This is a genomic window from Paenibacillus macerans (assembly GCF_050565405.1).
GTDB classification, from domain to species: Bacteria; Bacillota; Bacilli; order Paenibacillales; family Paenibacillaceae; genus Fontibacillus; species Fontibacillus macerans_B.
In genome coordinates, this window is the sequence record NZ_JBNYYG010000057.1 from 1 (window position 1) to 16,371 (window position 16,371).

Here is a 16,371-nt window from a genome sequence, read left to right on the forward strand (position 1 = left end):
CGTCGAAAACAGCGAATTCTATTCGATTTTTCGTATATATTTCTCGCCTGATCCTTTCGGCATCCTGGGTTGGGGAAGCAGAGCCTCGGATGTTAATGCACCGCTAATGCATAGAAGTCCCTTATTCCTAAAACTCCGAGTGGTAGCCGTCTGATACGCAAGAAAGTTACCGCAAATAAAGGATTGACGACTCCGAGAAGGCTTCGATAGAAGCCTTATATTGTTGGTTGCATTTTTAGGATCATATGTTACTATTAACATAGGTTATCGATATAGAGGTGAATTCAATGTCCATCAAGTACGCGATCTTGGGAATTTTGAGCAGCCAGTCCCTCACCGGCTATGATTTGAAAAAGATCATACAGGATTCGCCGTTCATGCCTTGGTCCGGGAACAACAATCAGATCTACAAGGCATTGGTCGAACTGCTGGACGAGGGCTGGGCGACGAACGAGGTCCAACACCAGGAGAGCTCCCCGTCGAAGAAGATTTATACCATTACGAACGAAGGCCGTGCTGAGCTCAAACAATGGATTCAGACGCCGCCCGAGCTGCCCGAGTTCAAGAGCACGTTCCTGATTCAGCTCGCTTGGGCGGACCGGCTGGACACCGCCGAACTAGGCGCCCTTCTTGCCGGCTACGAGCAGGAAATCTATCTGCAAATCGCTGCGCAGGAGGAGAGCCGGCGCAGGGGCGATTTTTCGCCGCGCCGCACGGCGCGCGAAGCTTACCTGTGGGATCAAATTCACGGCCATGCCCTCGGGTTTTATCGCAATGAATTGGATTTTATCGGGCAACTTCGTAAGGAGCTTGGCATGGATCAGGAGAAAGGGGCAAACTCAATGAATATTCAAATCGTGGAAAAAAACGACCACAAGATCATCGTCGTCGCCTCCGCCGAGCCGCCGATCGGCGGCGGACAGGATGCGATCCAGCTCGTGGAGGCGAGCATCGAGCACGGGACCGGCCTGCTCGTGCTTCACGCCGAAGCCCTTTCCGAGGACTTCTTCAAGCTCCGCACCGGGGTGGCGGGGGACATCCTGCAGAAGTTCGTGAACTTTTCGCTTCAAGCCGCCGTGGTCGTTTCCAGCCAAAGCCTGATCAAGGGCAAGATGAAGGAATTGCTGGCCGAGTCCAAGCAGGGGAAGGTGTTTCGGGTATTTGACTCTCAGGACGAGGCGGTGGAATGGCTGGCGGGAACGTAGTTCCTTGAACCGCCGTCAGGCTGCGGACCCTATCGTCCGCAGGCCGTCCGGTATAATACGGGAGGCACTCAAGCCTCTGGCGGAATAATCTCTCGGCGCTCCGGTTGCCCCTCCGCGGCCTTCGCTGGAGATGCATCCCCCGGCAATGGTATAATTTTCTTTAGGAAATTAAGCTTGGGAGGCAGATCGATGAGAGAAGAGTTATTGGAACAGCTGGAGACGTGGCATGAGGAGGACGAATACGAACAAATCGTACAAGCCGTCATGGACGTTCCGGCCGAGGAACGGGATTACGAGCTGGTCAGCCATTTGGGGCGGGCGCTGAACAATCTCGAGCGTTACGAAGAGGCGGTCGAGCAGTTCTTGACGATCGCGGCAGAAGGCGAGAACGATCCGTTGTGGCATTACCGCATCGGCTTGGCCTACTATTATTTGGAGCAATATGACGACGCGCGGAGCGCGTTCGGAAACGCCGATCGGCTGGATCCGGGCGACGAGGATACGCTGGAGTTCCTGAGCTGGATCGAGGAGAAGACCGCCGCGGCCGAGTCGGAGGCGGAGACGGACGATGAAGCTGCAACGGACGGAGCGAAAGCCAAGGACGAAGCGGCTAAAGCGGCTCCCGTGGTCCTCGCCGCCGGCGGCGACTTCGACTTAGACAGCTTCTGGGACGACGGCAATCCCGCTGCGGTACAATACGTGTCCGCGCCGTCTACGGACGAGTTGGTCGCTTCCGTTGAGGAGGAGCTGGTGTTCCGGCTGCCGGCTTTTTATATCGGCATGATGAAGTTACATAACGGCGGGATTCCCCGCAACCGGTATTTCCAGGGCGAATCCGGTGCGCCGCTCGAAATTTTGGGCATCCTGGGCATCGGGCGCGAGAAGCCGCATTCGCTGTGCGGAGCCGCCGGGAGCCGCGCGACGATCGAGCGAGAGGGTTACCCCGAGTTCGGCGTGGTTCTGTGCGATACGCCATCCGATGCCGGCGTAGTCATGCTGGATTATCGCGAGTTCGGCAACGACGGCGAACCGGAAGTGGTCTATGTGGACAAGGCGAGCAAAAAAGTCACCCGGCTGGCCCCCGATTTCGAAGCTTTCGTTCGCGGGCTGGCGGGCGTGGAGCAAGCCTAGCCCAAGATGGGCACGGATCGTGAAGCGAGTTTAGTTAAGAGCCGCCTGGGTTTCATATCCAGGCGGCTTATTTTTCCTGCTTTTTTCGCCAAATCGCCTTCATCAAACACTACTCCGCCCCGCAAAAAAGGGGTAGAATGAGTAGAGTAGGTTAAGAGGTTCCACCGGATGGAATAGATGACCTGAAAAGGGGTACTCCATGGCACAATTGGTCTATAAGCAAATCATAGACGACCTGAAGCAGAAAATTTTCGCCGGTCGGTTCGAGAACATGCGATTGCCGGACGAGCGCAGCCTGAGCGAAACGTACCAGGTGAGCCGCAGCTCGGTCAAGCGGGCGCTGACGAAAATGGAGCATGACGGCATTATTTTCAAAAAACGCGGTTCGGGCACGTTCATCAACCCGCTATACATAAAAAACGAATCCATCTTCAACTACGAAGGCTCCAATCTCGGGGTCACCGACAACTTCCAGATGCACGGCAAGAAGCCGAAGGTGAAGGTGCTCAGCTTCGAGGTGATTCCGCCGACCGAGGAATTGCAGCGCGATCTATTCCTGGAGCCGCATGATTTCGTCTATAAGATCATCCGTCTGCGCCTGTTCGACGACGAGCCTTTCATGATCGAGACCGGGTACATTCCCATCAAAATCGTGCAGGATCTGAACCAGACGATCATTGAGGGATCGATCTTCAATTATCTGGAGGACTCGCGGAATCTGGCCGTGACCAAATCGTTTTTGTCCATTTTCGCCGAGCCGTCCCATGCGGAGGACCGGGAGCTGCTGCACTTAACGGAGCATGAACCCGTCAGCATCATGGAGGGGATCTTCTTCCTCGACAACGGCACGCCGTTCGAATTTTCCCATATGCGGTTTCATTACAAGTATTTGAAATTCAATACGTTCGTTTCGGTGCAGGACCGGTAAGGCTGAAATTTTTCAGCCTTATTTTTTTTGCCTGTTCGGCAGAGTCCCTTCGGGCATAAGTTAGCCGATATTTGCAAATTTATAAAATCAAGGGATTTCAAGCGTTCCGGTACGGTTAAATTTCATAGTATGTTCAATATTTCACATAATTGGACCGTATCAATTTTTAGAAAGGTCGTTATTATATAAATATAGGTGAAAATATTCACAAACATCGATCAGAAAAAATAAGGGAGTGGAAGAAATGGCATTATCGGTAACGGAAGTCGATTTTTCTTCGAAAACGTATTTGTCCAAGCTGGATGCGTATTGGCGCGCAACGAACTATATCTCGGTCGGCCAGTTGTACCTGAAGGACAACCCGCTGCTCCGCGAGCCGCTGAAGGAATCGGACGTGAAGGTGAAACCGATCGGGCACTGGGGAACGATTCCGGGGCAAAACTTCATTTACGCCCACCTCAACCGGGTCATCTGCAAATATGATCTGAACATGTTCTACATCGAAGGGCCGGGCCACGGCGGCCAGGTGATGGTGTCGAACTCTTACCTGGACGGCAGCTACACGGAGGTTTATCCGCACATTACGCAAGACATCCCGGGTTTGAAAAAACTGTTCAAGCAGTTCTCCTTCCCGGGCGGGATCGCTTCCCATGCCGCGCCGGAAACGCCGGGGTCGATTCACGAAGGCGGGGAATTGGGCTATTCGCTTTCGCACGGCGTGGGCGCGATACTGGACCATCCGGACCTGATTTCGGCGATCGTGGTCGGCGACGGGGAGGCGGAAACCGGCCCGCTTGCGGCCTCATGGTTCTCCAATCGGTTCATTAACCCGATCACGGACGGAGCGGCGCTGCCGATTCTGCACCTGAACGGATTCAAGATCAGCAACCCGACGATTTTGTCGCGGCAAACGAACGAGGAAATGACCGCTTACTTTAAAGGCATGGGCTGGGAGCCGATTTTCGTCGAGGGCGAGGATCCCGAGTTGATGCATCCGGCGATGGCGAAGGCGCTGGACACGATCGTCGAGAAAATCCGCGCGATCCAGAAGCATGCCCGCGAAACCGGGGACGCTACCCGTCCGGTGTGGCCGATGCTGGTATTCCGTTCCCCGAAAGGCTGGACGGGACCGAAGGAATGGGGCGGCGTGCCGAACGAAAATTCGTTCCGCGCTCACCAGGTTCCGATTCCTGTCGATCAGAAGAACATGCAGCATGCCCCGGCCCTGCTGGAATGGATGAACAGTTATCGTCCGCAAGAATTGTTCGACGAGAACGGCCGCTTGAACGTGGAGCTGGCCGCCATCCTGCCGAAAGGCAACCGCCGGATGGGCATGAATCCGGTGACCGATGCCGGTAAGCTGGTCAAAGACCTGCGTCTGCCGGACTTCCGCGACTATGCGCTCGATAACTCCGTGCCGGGCAAAGTGGTCGCTCAGGACATGGCCGTGCTCGGCAAATACGTCGCCGAGGTCGTTCGAATGAACGAAGCGAACCAGAACTTCCGTATTTTCGGACCGGACGAAACAATGTCCAACCGCCTCGGGCCGGTATTCGAAGTGACCAAACGCCAATGGCTGGACTCCGTGAAAGAGCCAAACGATGAATTCCTGGCCCCTTACGGCCGGGTGATCGACTCGCAGCTGTCCGAGCACCAAGCGGAAGGCCTGCTCGAAGGTTACGTGCTGACCGGACGCCATGGTTTCTTCGCCAGCTACGAAGCATTCCTGCGCGTGGTCGACTCGATGATCACCCAGCACTTTAAATGGCTGCGCAAAGCGACCGACCAAGGCTGGCGCGCGGAAATCCCGTCCCTGAACGTAGTAGCGACGTCGACGGTGTTCCAGCAGGACCATAACGGTTATACGCACCAGGATCCGGGCTTGCTCGGCCACTTGGCCGACAAGAAACCGGAATTCATCCGCGAGTATCTGCCGGCGGACGCGAACTCCTTGCTGGCGGTGTTCGATACGATTCTTAACGACCGCCAGAAGATCAACCTGATCGTGTCGTCCAAACATCCGCGCCCGCAGTGGTTTACGGCGGATGAAGCGGCGGAGCTGGTAAGCAAGGGCTTGAAGGTGATCGATTGGGCCAGCACCGACCAAGGGGGCGAACCGGATATCGTATTTGCTTCCGCAGGTACGGAGCCGACGATGGAGAGCTTGGCGGCGATCAGCATCCTGCACGAAAAACTGCCGGATCTCAAAATCCGTTACATCAACGTGGTCGACCTGCTCAAGCTGAGAAGCCAGAAGCTGGACCCGCGCGGCTTGTCCGACGACGAATTCGACGCGTTCTTCACCAAGGACAAACCGGTCGTGTTCGCGTTCCACGGTTATGAAGGCTTGATCAAGGACCTGTTCTTCGACCGCCATAACCATAACCTGCACGTCCACGGCTACCGCGAAAACGGCGATATCACGACCCCGTTCGATATGCGCGTCGTGAACCAAATGGACCGTTTCGACCTGGTGAAGGAAGCCGTATTGAGCCTGCCGAACGCCGGCCAATATGCCTCGATCGCGGCCGAAATGGACGCGATGGTGCAGAAGCACCACGAGTACATCCGCGAGGAAGGCATCGATCTGCCGGAAGTGGACAACTGGGTTTGGAAGCCGCTGAAATAAGAAGCGTTGCGAGGAAAACATGCAACTGCCTGCTCCCTTTGGGAGCAGGCAGTTTTGTTTGAGGACGCAGTCGGGGCAGCGATGCAGGCGCACGATGAGCAGGTGCAGGATGAGCAGGCGCAGGGCGGTGATGGCAGGTGGCCTGGGTAGAGCAGGGCAGCAGGGCCGATCTCTGGCAAAGCTCCGGTTCCCTTCGTACCTGTTGGCCGCTATAAGAGTATCCCTGCCATGGAACCTGCCGCCAGGGCGCCACCTCTCCGACAGCCAAGGGGGTGCCTCGTACGCTAACGGACACCAGAGACGCTAATGGACCCTAAATGGCCGATTCCCGATTTTAACGGACTGAGGAGACGCTATTTGCTGCAAATAGGCCCGAATTACGGACTTGGCACTTGAATAACGTCTTTGGAGTCCGTTACGACGGGAAATAACCGGGAAATGGGCGAATAGCGTCATTACGGCCGTTATGAGGGAACGCGGCGTCAGAGGGGCGGTAACTTTCCTGCGGATTGAACCGCCGCCTTGAACCGCCTCCGAACCATGGTTGCCGGACCGGGTGCCGAGAATGTTGTATTTCAGAGTCAATTTCATAATTCAGTTTACTGGAGGGCATACCCGTCCAAAATCCGAGATCACTTTTTTAAAAATCAGGCGACTTGCCCAGGCTGGCTCAACTGCTTGTTTAACTTGTCTAATGCAAACTTGCTGAGATTATAGGCCAACGTGCTTAGCTGGAAATCTACACTCGCTCGAACGCCGCGGTGACGTGTGCGTTTCATGCTGAAGTATTCCTTGAGGTAGGCAAATACACGCTCCACAGCGGTTCGCTTCTTGTATAGCTTCACAAAGCTCTCGCTTCCTCTAGCCGGATAAGTGTGCTTGCGCAGATCTGTTTCCATGCGGATCTTAAAGACCTTCTGGCAGCCAGACTCGGCAAATGGACATTCCTTGCACTCGCTTGGCAGGGTATACCGAAGGGTCTTGTACTTGGCATCAAAACTGTCGTACCGGTAAGCATGGCCCTCTTTGCAAACGGGATTGTAATCCCGGTTCATCCCCTCGGGCGGCTCCGTATGGTGGATCATATCAATGACCGGGTAGGCGCCTAGCGAGTGAATCAACTGGTAGATCGCCTTGCTGTCGTAACCTTTGTCTCCCAAGACGTGCTTCACCTGAAGCAGGGGAAACTTCAGGGTAGGCCCTTGAGCAGCAGGATCGCCATACGCTGGTCGTTCGGGTTCGCCGAGCTGAATACGCCGCTGAGGATGTACTGGCGGTCGGTATCGACCAGCACATTCGCTTTAAAACCATACCAACTGGTGAGCCGGCCCTTGGAATTTTTCTTGTCGCAGCGCGCGGCCTGCCGGGGCAACGCGGCGAGTAGTTCATCGTACGTGTAGGACAGCATGTCCTCTACTTTCTTCTCAAACGGTCCCAGGCTCGCTTCGTAGGCTTCCCGTTCTTTGCTCCGGCGCTCTTTTTCTTCGGCAGAGACACGTCCCCGCGGGTAGACCGGTTTCTTGGGCTGCTCGCTCACGGGCTGGGTTTGCGACTCAGCCATATCCAGTTGCAGTTGCTCTGCCGCCGGCCCTTCATTTTGTTTTGGGGAACGGCGAGCGGCACGGCGTTTGGAGGCGGACTCGCTGAATTGGCAGTCCCAAGCCTCGACAATGGAGGAATCGACGGCGATATGCGTACCAGATACGAATCCTTCCTCCATGGCGGACAGCACCAGACGATCCTGCAGCTTCTCGAGAAGCCCATTCTGTTGCAGTGCATGGATCAGACGCGAATAGGAGGCCTCGCTGGGTATGCGGTTGGATCCGGTAAACCGGCACTGGACTCGAAATTCTTCGCTGGACTTGAGCCGTCTGACTAGGGAGGACACATATTCGACGCCCTCCATTTTCGCTATGAGCAGCGAATAGATCATGGCCGGTACATTCAATTCCTCCGGCCGCCCGCGACCGTGTTTTTTTCTTAATGATTGCATCACCGGTGCGAGGTTCAAATGCTCAAAGATCTGGCTATATTTATCCTCAGGCTGCATTTGTAACAATTCCTTGAAGGAAAAAAGTTCGCCTTGTCGAATGGAATAGATAAGGATTACCTCCTTTTTCTCGGGTGTTGGTTTGGTCACCTATTACTTCGAGATTTGGGGAGGTACTCCCTTTTTTATACCTTGAAAAACCAGTCATAGTAAGGGGTTTGATTTATGAAATTGACTCTGATATACAATATTTTCTCGCTCGGCGGCGGGCTTGGCCATAGAAAGGCACCGGCCGTACGTCCACGGGCCAGCCCCATGGAACCCCTTGCCGTTTTCCGAGCGGCCGGGGTTCCTTTTGCGGTTAGGGAAGTTTCGGTCCGCCTGCCGGCTTGGCGAATTGGACCGTCTCCTGCCTTTGTTCGCCGGGGTTGGCGTATACGATCTGACCGCTTTCCTCCGTAACGCCGCCACCGACCATTCGTTTGTAGCCGGTTGCCGTGAATTGTCCGTTCAGGCCGATCCGACCGCTCTCTTCATTCCAGCTGTCTCCCCAACCGCCGGCGGAGTAGGCGTAATAAGCTTTGCCGATCTTGGGATTGTCGCCTTTCGCTCCCGTCCATTTACCTTGCAAGAACAGGTTCAGGGAATCGCTTTCTTTCACTTGCGCCTGCCAGACCACCTCGGGAAAATCGTCCTTGAATTCGAACCGCGATACCGTATTCCCCCGAATCAGGTAACCGCGCAGCGCCTCCCCTTCGGGAAACAGGGCCGTATACCCCATATATTCGCTTTCGAATCGGTAGACCAGCGGCTCTTGCTTGTATCGCAGCTTATCTCCGATCACCTGATCAATCACCAACCGACGCGCATCCGGCAGCGAACCGTCGGCCAGGACGGCCGACTGGGCGGCGCTGAGCGGCGAACGCACGCTGGCCGTGCTGCCGTTAATATAGACGATGTAAAAGGGCAAAAGTTTCAGTTCGCGGTTGGGGGACCATGCGGGTTTATTTTGTTTATTTTTTCCGTCTTCGGCTCAACCTAACGGAGAAGCGGATCCACCCAAATCAACTTAACGGAGGGAATTAGACATGATGCATGATCAAGTGGCGCACCGGGAGGCCGTGGAAACGGTCCGGAATTTGATCAAAGGAATCGAAATCGCCATGCTGACGACCGTCACGCAGGAGGGACTGGTGTCGCGTCCGATGAAAACCCAGGAGGTCGAATTCGACGGCGATCTGTGGTTCTTGACGAAAGAGGAAACGGACAAATACACCCAGCTCAAGCAGCATCCGAACGTCAACGTGTCGTACGTGGGGAACTCTTACGTTTCGGTACGCGGAACCGCCGAAGTGGTCGATGACCGGGAGAAGATCAAGCAATTCTGGAACCCCGCCTACGCCAAATTTCTGCATACCACCAGCGACGATCCGAATCTGATTCTGATTAAAGTGAAGGCCGAAGCGGCGGAATACTGGGAAACCGGCAATATCGTCAAAATGGTCAAGCGGATGTTCTCCCAACTGACCGGCGCCGAAACCGAAGCCGAGCTGAACAAAACAGTGAAGCTGTAAGCGGGGCTTGACCATCTCCCATGAGGCTAATTCGCCATGCTGACGCTGCCCGGGCGGGATTTGCATATTTTCTTCATCCGGGTGGCCTCTTCGACGATTTGCTCCATGCTCTCAAAGCTGCGGTTGAGGTTCGTCACGACGGCGATGGAAATGGAGACGAGCGGAATAGGGCCATACAGGCCGGAGCGCCCCTCGCCCAGCACGTAATTGTTCTTGAGGTCTTCCTTGCTGTAATAATCCTTCTTCATCTGCTCGAATCCGTCGATGACTTTGCTGCAGGCGAATTGATAATTGTGGTGGTTCAAGATGGCGATGAAATCGTCGCCGCCGATATGTCCGAGGAAGGAGCCCTGGCCGGAGAATTGCTCGCGCAGCAAGCCCGCCGTCGCTTGGATGAGCGAGTCGCCCATTTTGAACCCATAATTGTCATTGTAAGACTTGAAATGGTCGAGGTCGATGTAGAGGACGCTGAATTGTTCCTGCCGGGTCGATTGCTGCAGCCAGTCGTCGATCATCCGGTTGCCGGGCAGGCCGGTCAGCGGGTTCAGGAAACTCGCGATTTCCGCCCGGACATTCGCCACCTCCAGCAGCAATCGGCGAATGCTGACGAACCCGTACAGGCGGCCTTCGCGCATCACCAGCACGCCGTCGTACAGCTCCTCTTCCGCCCGGCTCATCGCTCGGATGCTGACCTCCGTGATCGGCTCGTCCCCATCGACGATCAACGGGCTGCTGTTGACGACAAGCATGACGGGGCGGCCCATGTACACGTGGTACCCGTATTGCGTGGCGAGCAGTTGGAAAAAGCGGGCCCGCATCAGCAGCGACGGGCTGCCGTCATTCCCTACTACCGCGATCCCCTCCAGCTGGGGACTTTGCTTAAACAGATTGTTGACCGTGCCGCACTTCGTTTCGGGGGCGACGACGGGAATCGTCTCCGCTATTTCGCCGATCTTCGTCAACAAAACGTTCACCTTTCCTCTCATCGAACCATCGCCGATCCTTTAGACCAAGCCCAGGATGCATCCGATTCCAATTACGCGGGCGGTAAAAAAGCGTCTCCCATTTCCGTGGCCGGTTTGCCGAGGGCATACCCCTGCCCGTATTCGATGCCTTCTTGGCGCAGAAACGCGAGTTCCTCCCGTTCTTCGATCCCCTCGGCGATAATGTAGGTGCCGGATTCGGCCGCAAACTCCTGAAGCAATTTCACGATGCGCTGCTGATTGGGATGGAGATGGATATGCCGGATCAGCGACTTGTCGATTTTGATGAACTCGGGCTTCAAACTGACGATCGCCTTCAAGCTGTTGTAGCCGGAACCGGCGTCGTCGATCGCGATGCGGAAACCTTGGGCGCGGTAATGGGACAGAATGCGTTCGAAGGCCACGTAGTCGTGAACCGCCTGCTTTTCGGTCAGCTCGAACACGACCTGCTGCGGGGACAAGCCATACCGGGACAACAGCTGGATCGTTTCCCCGCTCCGGTAGCCGGGGTCGGACAACACCTGCGGATGGATGTTGACGAACACGACCGTGTCCGCCGGCTTGCGCGCCCGGATCAGGGCCATCCGGAAGCGATTGAAGGAGATGTCGCGGCAAAAACGTTCGAACGCGAATACCTGGTCGGTATGCCCGATAAAATCGTAAAAAGACTCGGTATTGGGAAACAAGGCGGAAGCCGGAGGACGGTTCAGCACCTCATAACCAAGGCAACCGCCTTCCTGCAAATTCAGAATCGGCTGGAAATGCGTCGTGAGCGTTTGATCTCGGATGATATTCTGCAGCGCGTGGAATCTTCTGCCGGACAGAAGATAATGACGGGTTGCATGATAGAAGTAGGTCATGTAGTTATACAGACCGCTATGTTCCTCGGAGGGAAAGAGCGGCGATTTCATGTCGGATTCATCCTTTATGCCCGTAAAATCGAGAGCGGGATTGCGTCAGGCTCGTCTCTATAGTCCGATGGTACCACTTGGATAGCCAGTCGGGGTTAACGGCGTGTTAACTCAAGGTAAAATCTGGCGCGTCCGGTCCATCCAAGGGGCGGAATCGAGGGAATCTCGAAAAAAAGAGCCGTCTCCGGGTCGCATCGCGACCTTGGAGGCAGCTCTCTGGATAGTTCAGGCGCAGCGGCCCGTTATTTCACCGGAATTAAAATTTTCTGCCCGATGCGGATCAGATGCGGGTTCGCCAGTTTGTTATACTTGGCGAGGGCTTGCCACGTTGTCTTGTGCTCAAGGGCGATGTCGTACAGGGTGTCGCCCTTCTTGACGGTATAGACGGTGTCCGTCCCGGCCGAAGGAGCCGGTGCTGGCGTTGGTGCCGGAGCAGGCTTAGCCGGCTCGGCCGGTGCTTCGGCTGCCGAGCTCAGCTTGAACTTGGCGTAACCTTCCTTGGTATCGGCGAGGTACGCCAGTTCGCTTTCCTTCGCGGCCGTCTCTTTGGCGGCCGGCGAAGTCTCGAACGTCACGTTGGCCTTGCCGAACGGAGCGAGCGACCAGTTGCCGTCCGCGGCCGGATTGATCGTGCCGTTCGAACGGATGTAATCGATGATCACTTGGCGGTTTTCGTCCGGCGACGCCAGGATGATCCGCTTGCCGTCCGGGTTCGCGAACTTGCTGGACGAAGCGCGGTAGTTGTTGCTGGCGACGACGAATTTTTGCGCCGGATCAATCGGTTTGCCGTTATACGACAGATTGGCGATGCGGCTCGATTTCTCGTTCAGTACGCCGCCCTTGGCGTCGTACTTGGCCGGCTGCGTCACGTCGATTTGATACGTCACGCCGTCGATCACGTCGAAGTTGTACGTCGGGAAATCGTAGTTCACCAGTTCTTGCTCTCCCGTTTTGGCCGGATCGATTTGGTTGAACTGTCCCGCGGACCATTCGAGCCATTCCTTCAGTTCGGCGCCGTTCACCAGCACGGCGTTCACCGTGTTGGAGTACAGGTACAGGTCGGCCACGTTCTTGATGGCGATGTCGCCGGCCGGAATGTTCGTGTAGTAGTTCGCACCTTGGCGTCCGCCGGCTTTGAACGGAGCCCCGGCCGACAGCACCGGCACGCCTTCATATTCCGTGCCTTGCAGATGCTTCTCCACGTACCATTTCTGCGCGTTGGTGACGATTTGGATCGAAGGGTCGTCCTGAATCAGGGCGAACCAGCTATTGATTGGCGCGCTCGTCTTGCCGACCGGGCCGCGGACGTACTCGAGCGTATGCTCGTGATCCTCCTCGATCGCGTCCCAGATCGTTTGGTCCGCGTCCACCAGCGGCTTTTTGTTCACGGTGTCGAAGATCGGCTTCACGGCCACTTTGGAGTTTTTCACCGTCCAGGCGCCGCCGGATTGCTCCAGCGTCAGGTCGATGATTCCGAGGTTGTTGCCCCAATAGCCGGGTTCTACGGCAGGCACGCCGTTGATCGTCCCTTTGGCGAGGTCGACGCCGGTTTTGCCTTCGAAGGAAGCGTCCGGGAACACCTTATGCGCGTGGCCGAACAGGATCGCGTTAATGCCTTCCACCTTGCTCAGGTAGAGGACCGAGTTCTCCATCAGCTCGGTTTGCGGGATGTCCTCGAAGCCGGAGTGCGGCACCGCGATGATGAGGTCGGCGCCTTCTTTTTTCATCTGCGGCACGAATTTCTCCGCCGTTTCCACGATATCCTTCGTAATGACTTTGCCTTCCAGCTTCGCCTTGTCCCACGACATGATCTGCGGCGGTACGAAGCCGATGATTCCGACCTTCAGCGTGTGCTTCGCGCCCGTGCTGTCGGTCACCTCTTTGTCGAGGATGAGGTACGGGGTGAAGGCGTTTTTGTCGTTCGAAGGGTCTTTATCCTTATCGTCCAGGTAGATGTTGGCGTTGACGTAAGGGAAATCCGAGCCTGCCACGGCGGTCTTCAGGAAGTCCAGGCCGTAGTTGAATTCGTGGTTGCCGAAGTTGCCGGCGTCATAATCGAGCAAGTTCATCGCCTTGTAGACCGGATGCGTTTCGCCTTCCTGCAGCTTGTCCACCGTCGCGACGTAATCGCCCAGCGGGTTGCCCTGAATCAGGTCGCCGTTGTCGATGAGCAGGCTATTTTTCGCTTCCGCGCGGGCCTGCTTGATCAGAGTCGCGGTCTTGGCCAGACCGTATTCGTCAGTCGGCTTGTCCGCGAAGTAGTCGTAGTTGACGATGTTCACGTGCAGGTCGGTCGTCTCCATGATGCGGAGCTCGACGGTTGCGCCGCTGCTCCCCTCCGCTGCGAACGCCGAGAAAGGCAGCGCGGCCAGGCTGGCCGTCAGCAAGGATGCGATCAGGATGAATTTAGGACTGCGGGGTTTGTACAAGTTCATTCCTCCTTCGAATTTGGATGCTCCCTACTAGAATGGTGCGAAGAAACTTGCCGAAAAAATATTTTAAATTGACTATAATATTTTAAATGAAATGGTAGGGATTGTCATGGGGGAATTTTCTATTTGGTAAGCGGGATTAACAGATTGTGCAGGGGGTACAAAGCGTAATGTTTAAACCCATCAAGGCAGTTAAGAGAACCTGATAGGTGTAGTTGAGGAGAGTTATTGGCACAATGTGAACCATTTCTAGGAGTACATGCACTATGAGGGCATTTTCTCGACTATGCTTTGGATAGACTGGTTTGAGGAAGCAGACGCTGGGACTGTCTTAGTACCCTTTACTCTAAATAAGCTTGATATCCCAACCCATACTATCCCTGAAGGGGTGGCGAAAGGCTAAGGTTTTTGTTTAAAAGTAGAGATTATTCTCAAAAGGGATAGATGGAGACAACAAATACCCCTTGACATGTAAAAAATGGTATATAAATACTATTATAGTAGGCGAATTGATATTTTATATGGTAGGATTTTCATGTAAACAATAAAACAATAGACATGGGAGGGTAATCCGTTAGGGGAATGCGCGAGGATATCCAGAGTCCGGTCATGCGACTCATCCACAGATTGGAGTGGATTCTCATGATAAAAAATGGAAAGTCATCAAAAAAGTTCTTGTTATCATTATTTCTATTTGGTTATTGCTATTTTTAATAGGAGTAATTCAATTTACTATTGGTGGGTCATAACAACCTTCATTTAGAACATTAAAGCTGAACTATCATTTCATTTGAGTAAACTCATTTCAAACATCCCCCTTTGGGGGATTTATCATTTTAGCGTAAATAGTAGCTAACAGGATCCGAAAAGAAAGCTAAAACAGCATTCGTCTCCTCAGTTCTTTCAGCGACTGCCCATTGCCGGTAACATCCTTTTCAGCAGGCTTCATCAATTGGATAAACACTGTATGGTTTGGTCACCTTGCGAAGCTGCTAGTACTTTGTAATGAACCTCTTTCCCCCTTTTGAAATGGTCGATTGGCATAAGAAGTAGCTGAACTAGCCTTGAATAAGCCGAAAAACGACCGGGGTCGTCTCCTATCGCCTTAGGACCCTTCAACGTGTTCCTTTGTTTTCTCTTGGATTCCTTGCCGATTCGATCCTCCCCTTTGATTAGGCATAAATATCGTTACAACAAGGGTAACGATGCTTAAAACAGCCATAAAAAGATAAGCGTCGTTCGTGCCGAGAATCGACGACATCTCCTTCAGTCGAGCCGGGGACAGCGCATGGCCGGATTCCATCAACCCGGCGGCATGGCTTTGGGTTCTCGCCGTAAAAATCGTGACGACCAGTGCCGTCCCCATCGCTCCCGCCACTTGCCGGACCGTATTCGTCACGGCTGAACCGTGAGCATTCATGTGTTTCGGAAGTGCATTCAGTCCGGCGGTATTAAGCGGCATCGTCAGGAAGCTCAAACCGATTCGCAAGATGATCGTTCGAATTAACAGGTAGGTGTACGTCGTCGTTTCGGTTAAATGCGTGACTCCCCACATGGCAGGAATCGTAAAGAGCAGACCTATGATCGCTATGGGCTTAACCCCGAATTTATCCAATAAACGTCCGGATATCGGCGACATTAACGCGTTGATTAGTGCCCCCGGAAGCAACAGCAAGCCGGTATCAAGAACAGAGAAACCTCTGCTAGTCTGCAAGTAAATCGGCAGCAATATCATATCCGCGTACATGACCATCATAATCATCACGCTGATGATCGTCGTGGTTGCATACATCTTGTCTTTGAAAACCCGCAAATCCATGAGCGGATCGGCTGAAGTCCACTGCCGCCGGCAGAACATGAACAGGAAAATGACGCCGACAATCAAACAGGACAACACTTCGAGGCTGCCCCAGCCTTTGTTGCCCGCGTTGCTGAATCCAAACAGGATCCCGCCGAAGCCTGCGGTCGAAAAGACGATGCTGACGATATCGAGCTTCGGTTTCGACGTTTCCGAGACATTCACCAGATATTTCAAAGCCAACGGGATCACGATCGCGACCAGCGGCAGCATCCCGATAAAAATCCAACGCCAGGAAAGATGTTCAATCACGACGCCGGCCAAGGTCGGACCGATTGCGGGCGCGACGATCATGGCGAGACCGATGAGTCCCATGGCCGCTCCGCGGCCTTCCTTGGGGAACACCACCAACACGACCATCATCAACAGAGGCATGATAATACCGGCGCCCGCGGCTTGAATCAGCCGCCCCGTTAATAAAAAGGCAAAACTCGGTGCTATCGCATTAATGAACGTCCCAACCAACAGCAAGACCATGGAACTGATAAACAGCTGACGGGTGGAAAATCGTTGCATCAGGAAAGCCGTTACCGGAACTAAAATGCCGTTGACCAGCATAAAGCCGGTGATCAGCCATTGAACGGTCGTTGCGGTAATTGCAAATTCCTTCATTAAGTCGGGCAAGGCGACGTTAAGTATCGTCTGGTTCAAAATAGATAAAAACGAACCCAGGAGCAGGACGGGCATCAGGATCTTTTTATTAATCCGCGGAGGCGACGTATCCATGGTG

12 protein-coding genes are annotated in these 16,371 nt (G+C 54.4%); 5 read left to right on the forward strand and 7 right to left on the reverse strand.

The genetic code is table 11. From position 1 onward, the window contains the following. Positions 1-287 precede the first annotated feature (287 nt). From ACQ4N8_RS23125 to ACQ4N8_RS23140, 4 genes are all read left to right on the forward strand, one after another. On the forward strand, positions 288-1,205 hold the full coding sequence (locus tag ACQ4N8_RS23125; protein ID WP_430706710.1) for a DUF4180 domain-containing protein: 918 nt from the start codon (positions 288-290) through the stop codon (positions 1,203-1,205). 189 nt (positions 1,206-1,394) lie between these two features. Beyond that, complete coding sequence (locus ACQ4N8_RS23130) at positions 1,395-2,336, forward strand: SMI1/KNR4 family protein (RefSeq protein ID WP_430706711.1); 942 nt, start codon at positions 1,395-1,397, stop codon at positions 2,334-2,336. A 199-nt stretch (positions 2,337-2,535) separates the two neighbouring features. Beyond that, positions 2,536-3,264 carry a GntR family transcriptional regulator gene (locus ACQ4N8_RS23135; RefSeq protein ID WP_430706712.1) on the forward strand — a complete coding sequence of 243 codons (729 nt, stop codon included), beginning with the start codon at positions 2,536-2,538 and terminating at the stop codon, positions 3,262-3,264. Positions 3,265-3,508: 244 nt separating this feature from the next. Then, a complete protein-coding gene (locus ACQ4N8_RS23140) occupies positions 3,509-5,893 on the forward strand; it encodes a phosphoketolase family protein (RefSeq protein WP_430706713.1) in 2,385 nt (794 codons plus the stop codon). A gap of 647 nt (positions 5,894-6,540) precedes the next feature. Here ACQ4N8_RS23140 and ACQ4N8_RS23145 read toward each other — a convergent pair. The 3 genes from ACQ4N8_RS23145 to ACQ4N8_RS23155 all read right to left on the reverse strand — a co-directional run bounded on the left by ACQ4N8_RS23145 (position 6,541) and on the right by ACQ4N8_RS23155 (position 8,853). After that, positions 6,541-7,053: a transposase gene (locus tag ACQ4N8_RS23145; RefSeq protein WP_430706714.1), complete on the reverse strand. Its 513-nt coding sequence runs from the start codon at positions 7,051-7,053 to the stop codon at positions 6,541-6,543. Between the two features lie 29 nt (positions 7,054-7,082). After that, on the reverse strand, positions 7,083-8,033 hold the full coding sequence (locus ACQ4N8_RS23150) for a transposase (RefSeq protein WP_430706715.1): 951 nt from the start codon (positions 8,031-8,033) through the stop codon (positions 7,083-7,085). 211 nt (positions 8,034-8,244) lie between these two features. Continuing rightward, positions 8,245-8,853 (reverse strand): hypothetical protein, encoded by a 609-nt coding sequence (locus tag ACQ4N8_RS23155; protein WP_430706716.1) that lies wholly within the window; start codon positions 8,851-8,853, stop codon positions 8,245-8,247. A 118-nt stretch (positions 8,854-8,971) separates the two neighbouring features. On the opposite strand from ACQ4N8_RS23155, the gene ACQ4N8_RS23160 reads away from it, so the two are divergent. Then, positions 8,972-9,457: a pyridoxamine 5'-phosphate oxidase family protein gene (locus ACQ4N8_RS23160; RefSeq protein WP_430706717.1), complete on the forward strand. Its 486-nt coding sequence runs from the start codon at positions 8,972-8,974 to the stop codon at positions 9,455-9,457. 26 nt (positions 9,458-9,483) lie between these two features. Here the strand turns inward: ACQ4N8_RS23160 and ACQ4N8_RS23165 are convergent, their stop codons facing one another. The 4 genes from ACQ4N8_RS23165 to ACQ4N8_RS23180 all read right to left on the reverse strand — a co-directional run bounded on the left by ACQ4N8_RS23165 (position 9,484) and on the right by ACQ4N8_RS23180 (position 16,367). Beyond that, positions 9,484-10,419 (reverse strand): GGDEF domain-containing protein, encoded by a 936-nt coding sequence (locus ACQ4N8_RS23165; protein WP_430706718.1) that lies wholly within the window; start codon positions 10,417-10,419, stop codon positions 9,484-9,486. Between the two features lie 74 nt (positions 10,420-10,493). Continuing rightward, the gene (locus ACQ4N8_RS23170) at positions 10,494-11,351 is read right to left on the reverse strand and encodes an EAL domain-containing protein (protein WP_430706719.1); all 858 of its coding nucleotides are present in this window, start codon (positions 11,349-11,351) and stop codon (positions 10,494-10,496) included. Between the two features lie 242 nt (positions 11,352-11,593). After that, positions 11,594-13,786: a bifunctional 2',3'-cyclic-nucleotide 2'-phosphodiesterase/3'-nucleotidase gene (locus tag ACQ4N8_RS23175; RefSeq protein ID WP_430706720.1), complete on the reverse strand. Its 2,193-nt coding sequence runs from the start codon at positions 13,784-13,786 to the stop codon at positions 11,594-11,596. A gap of 1,102 nt (positions 13,787-14,888) precedes the next feature. Then, a complete protein-coding gene (locus tag ACQ4N8_RS23180) occupies positions 14,889-16,367 on the reverse strand; it encodes a DHA2 family efflux MFS transporter permease subunit (RefSeq protein ID WP_430706721.1) in 1,479 nt (492 codons plus the stop codon). Between the last annotated feature and the right edge of the window lie 4 nt (positions 16,368-16,371).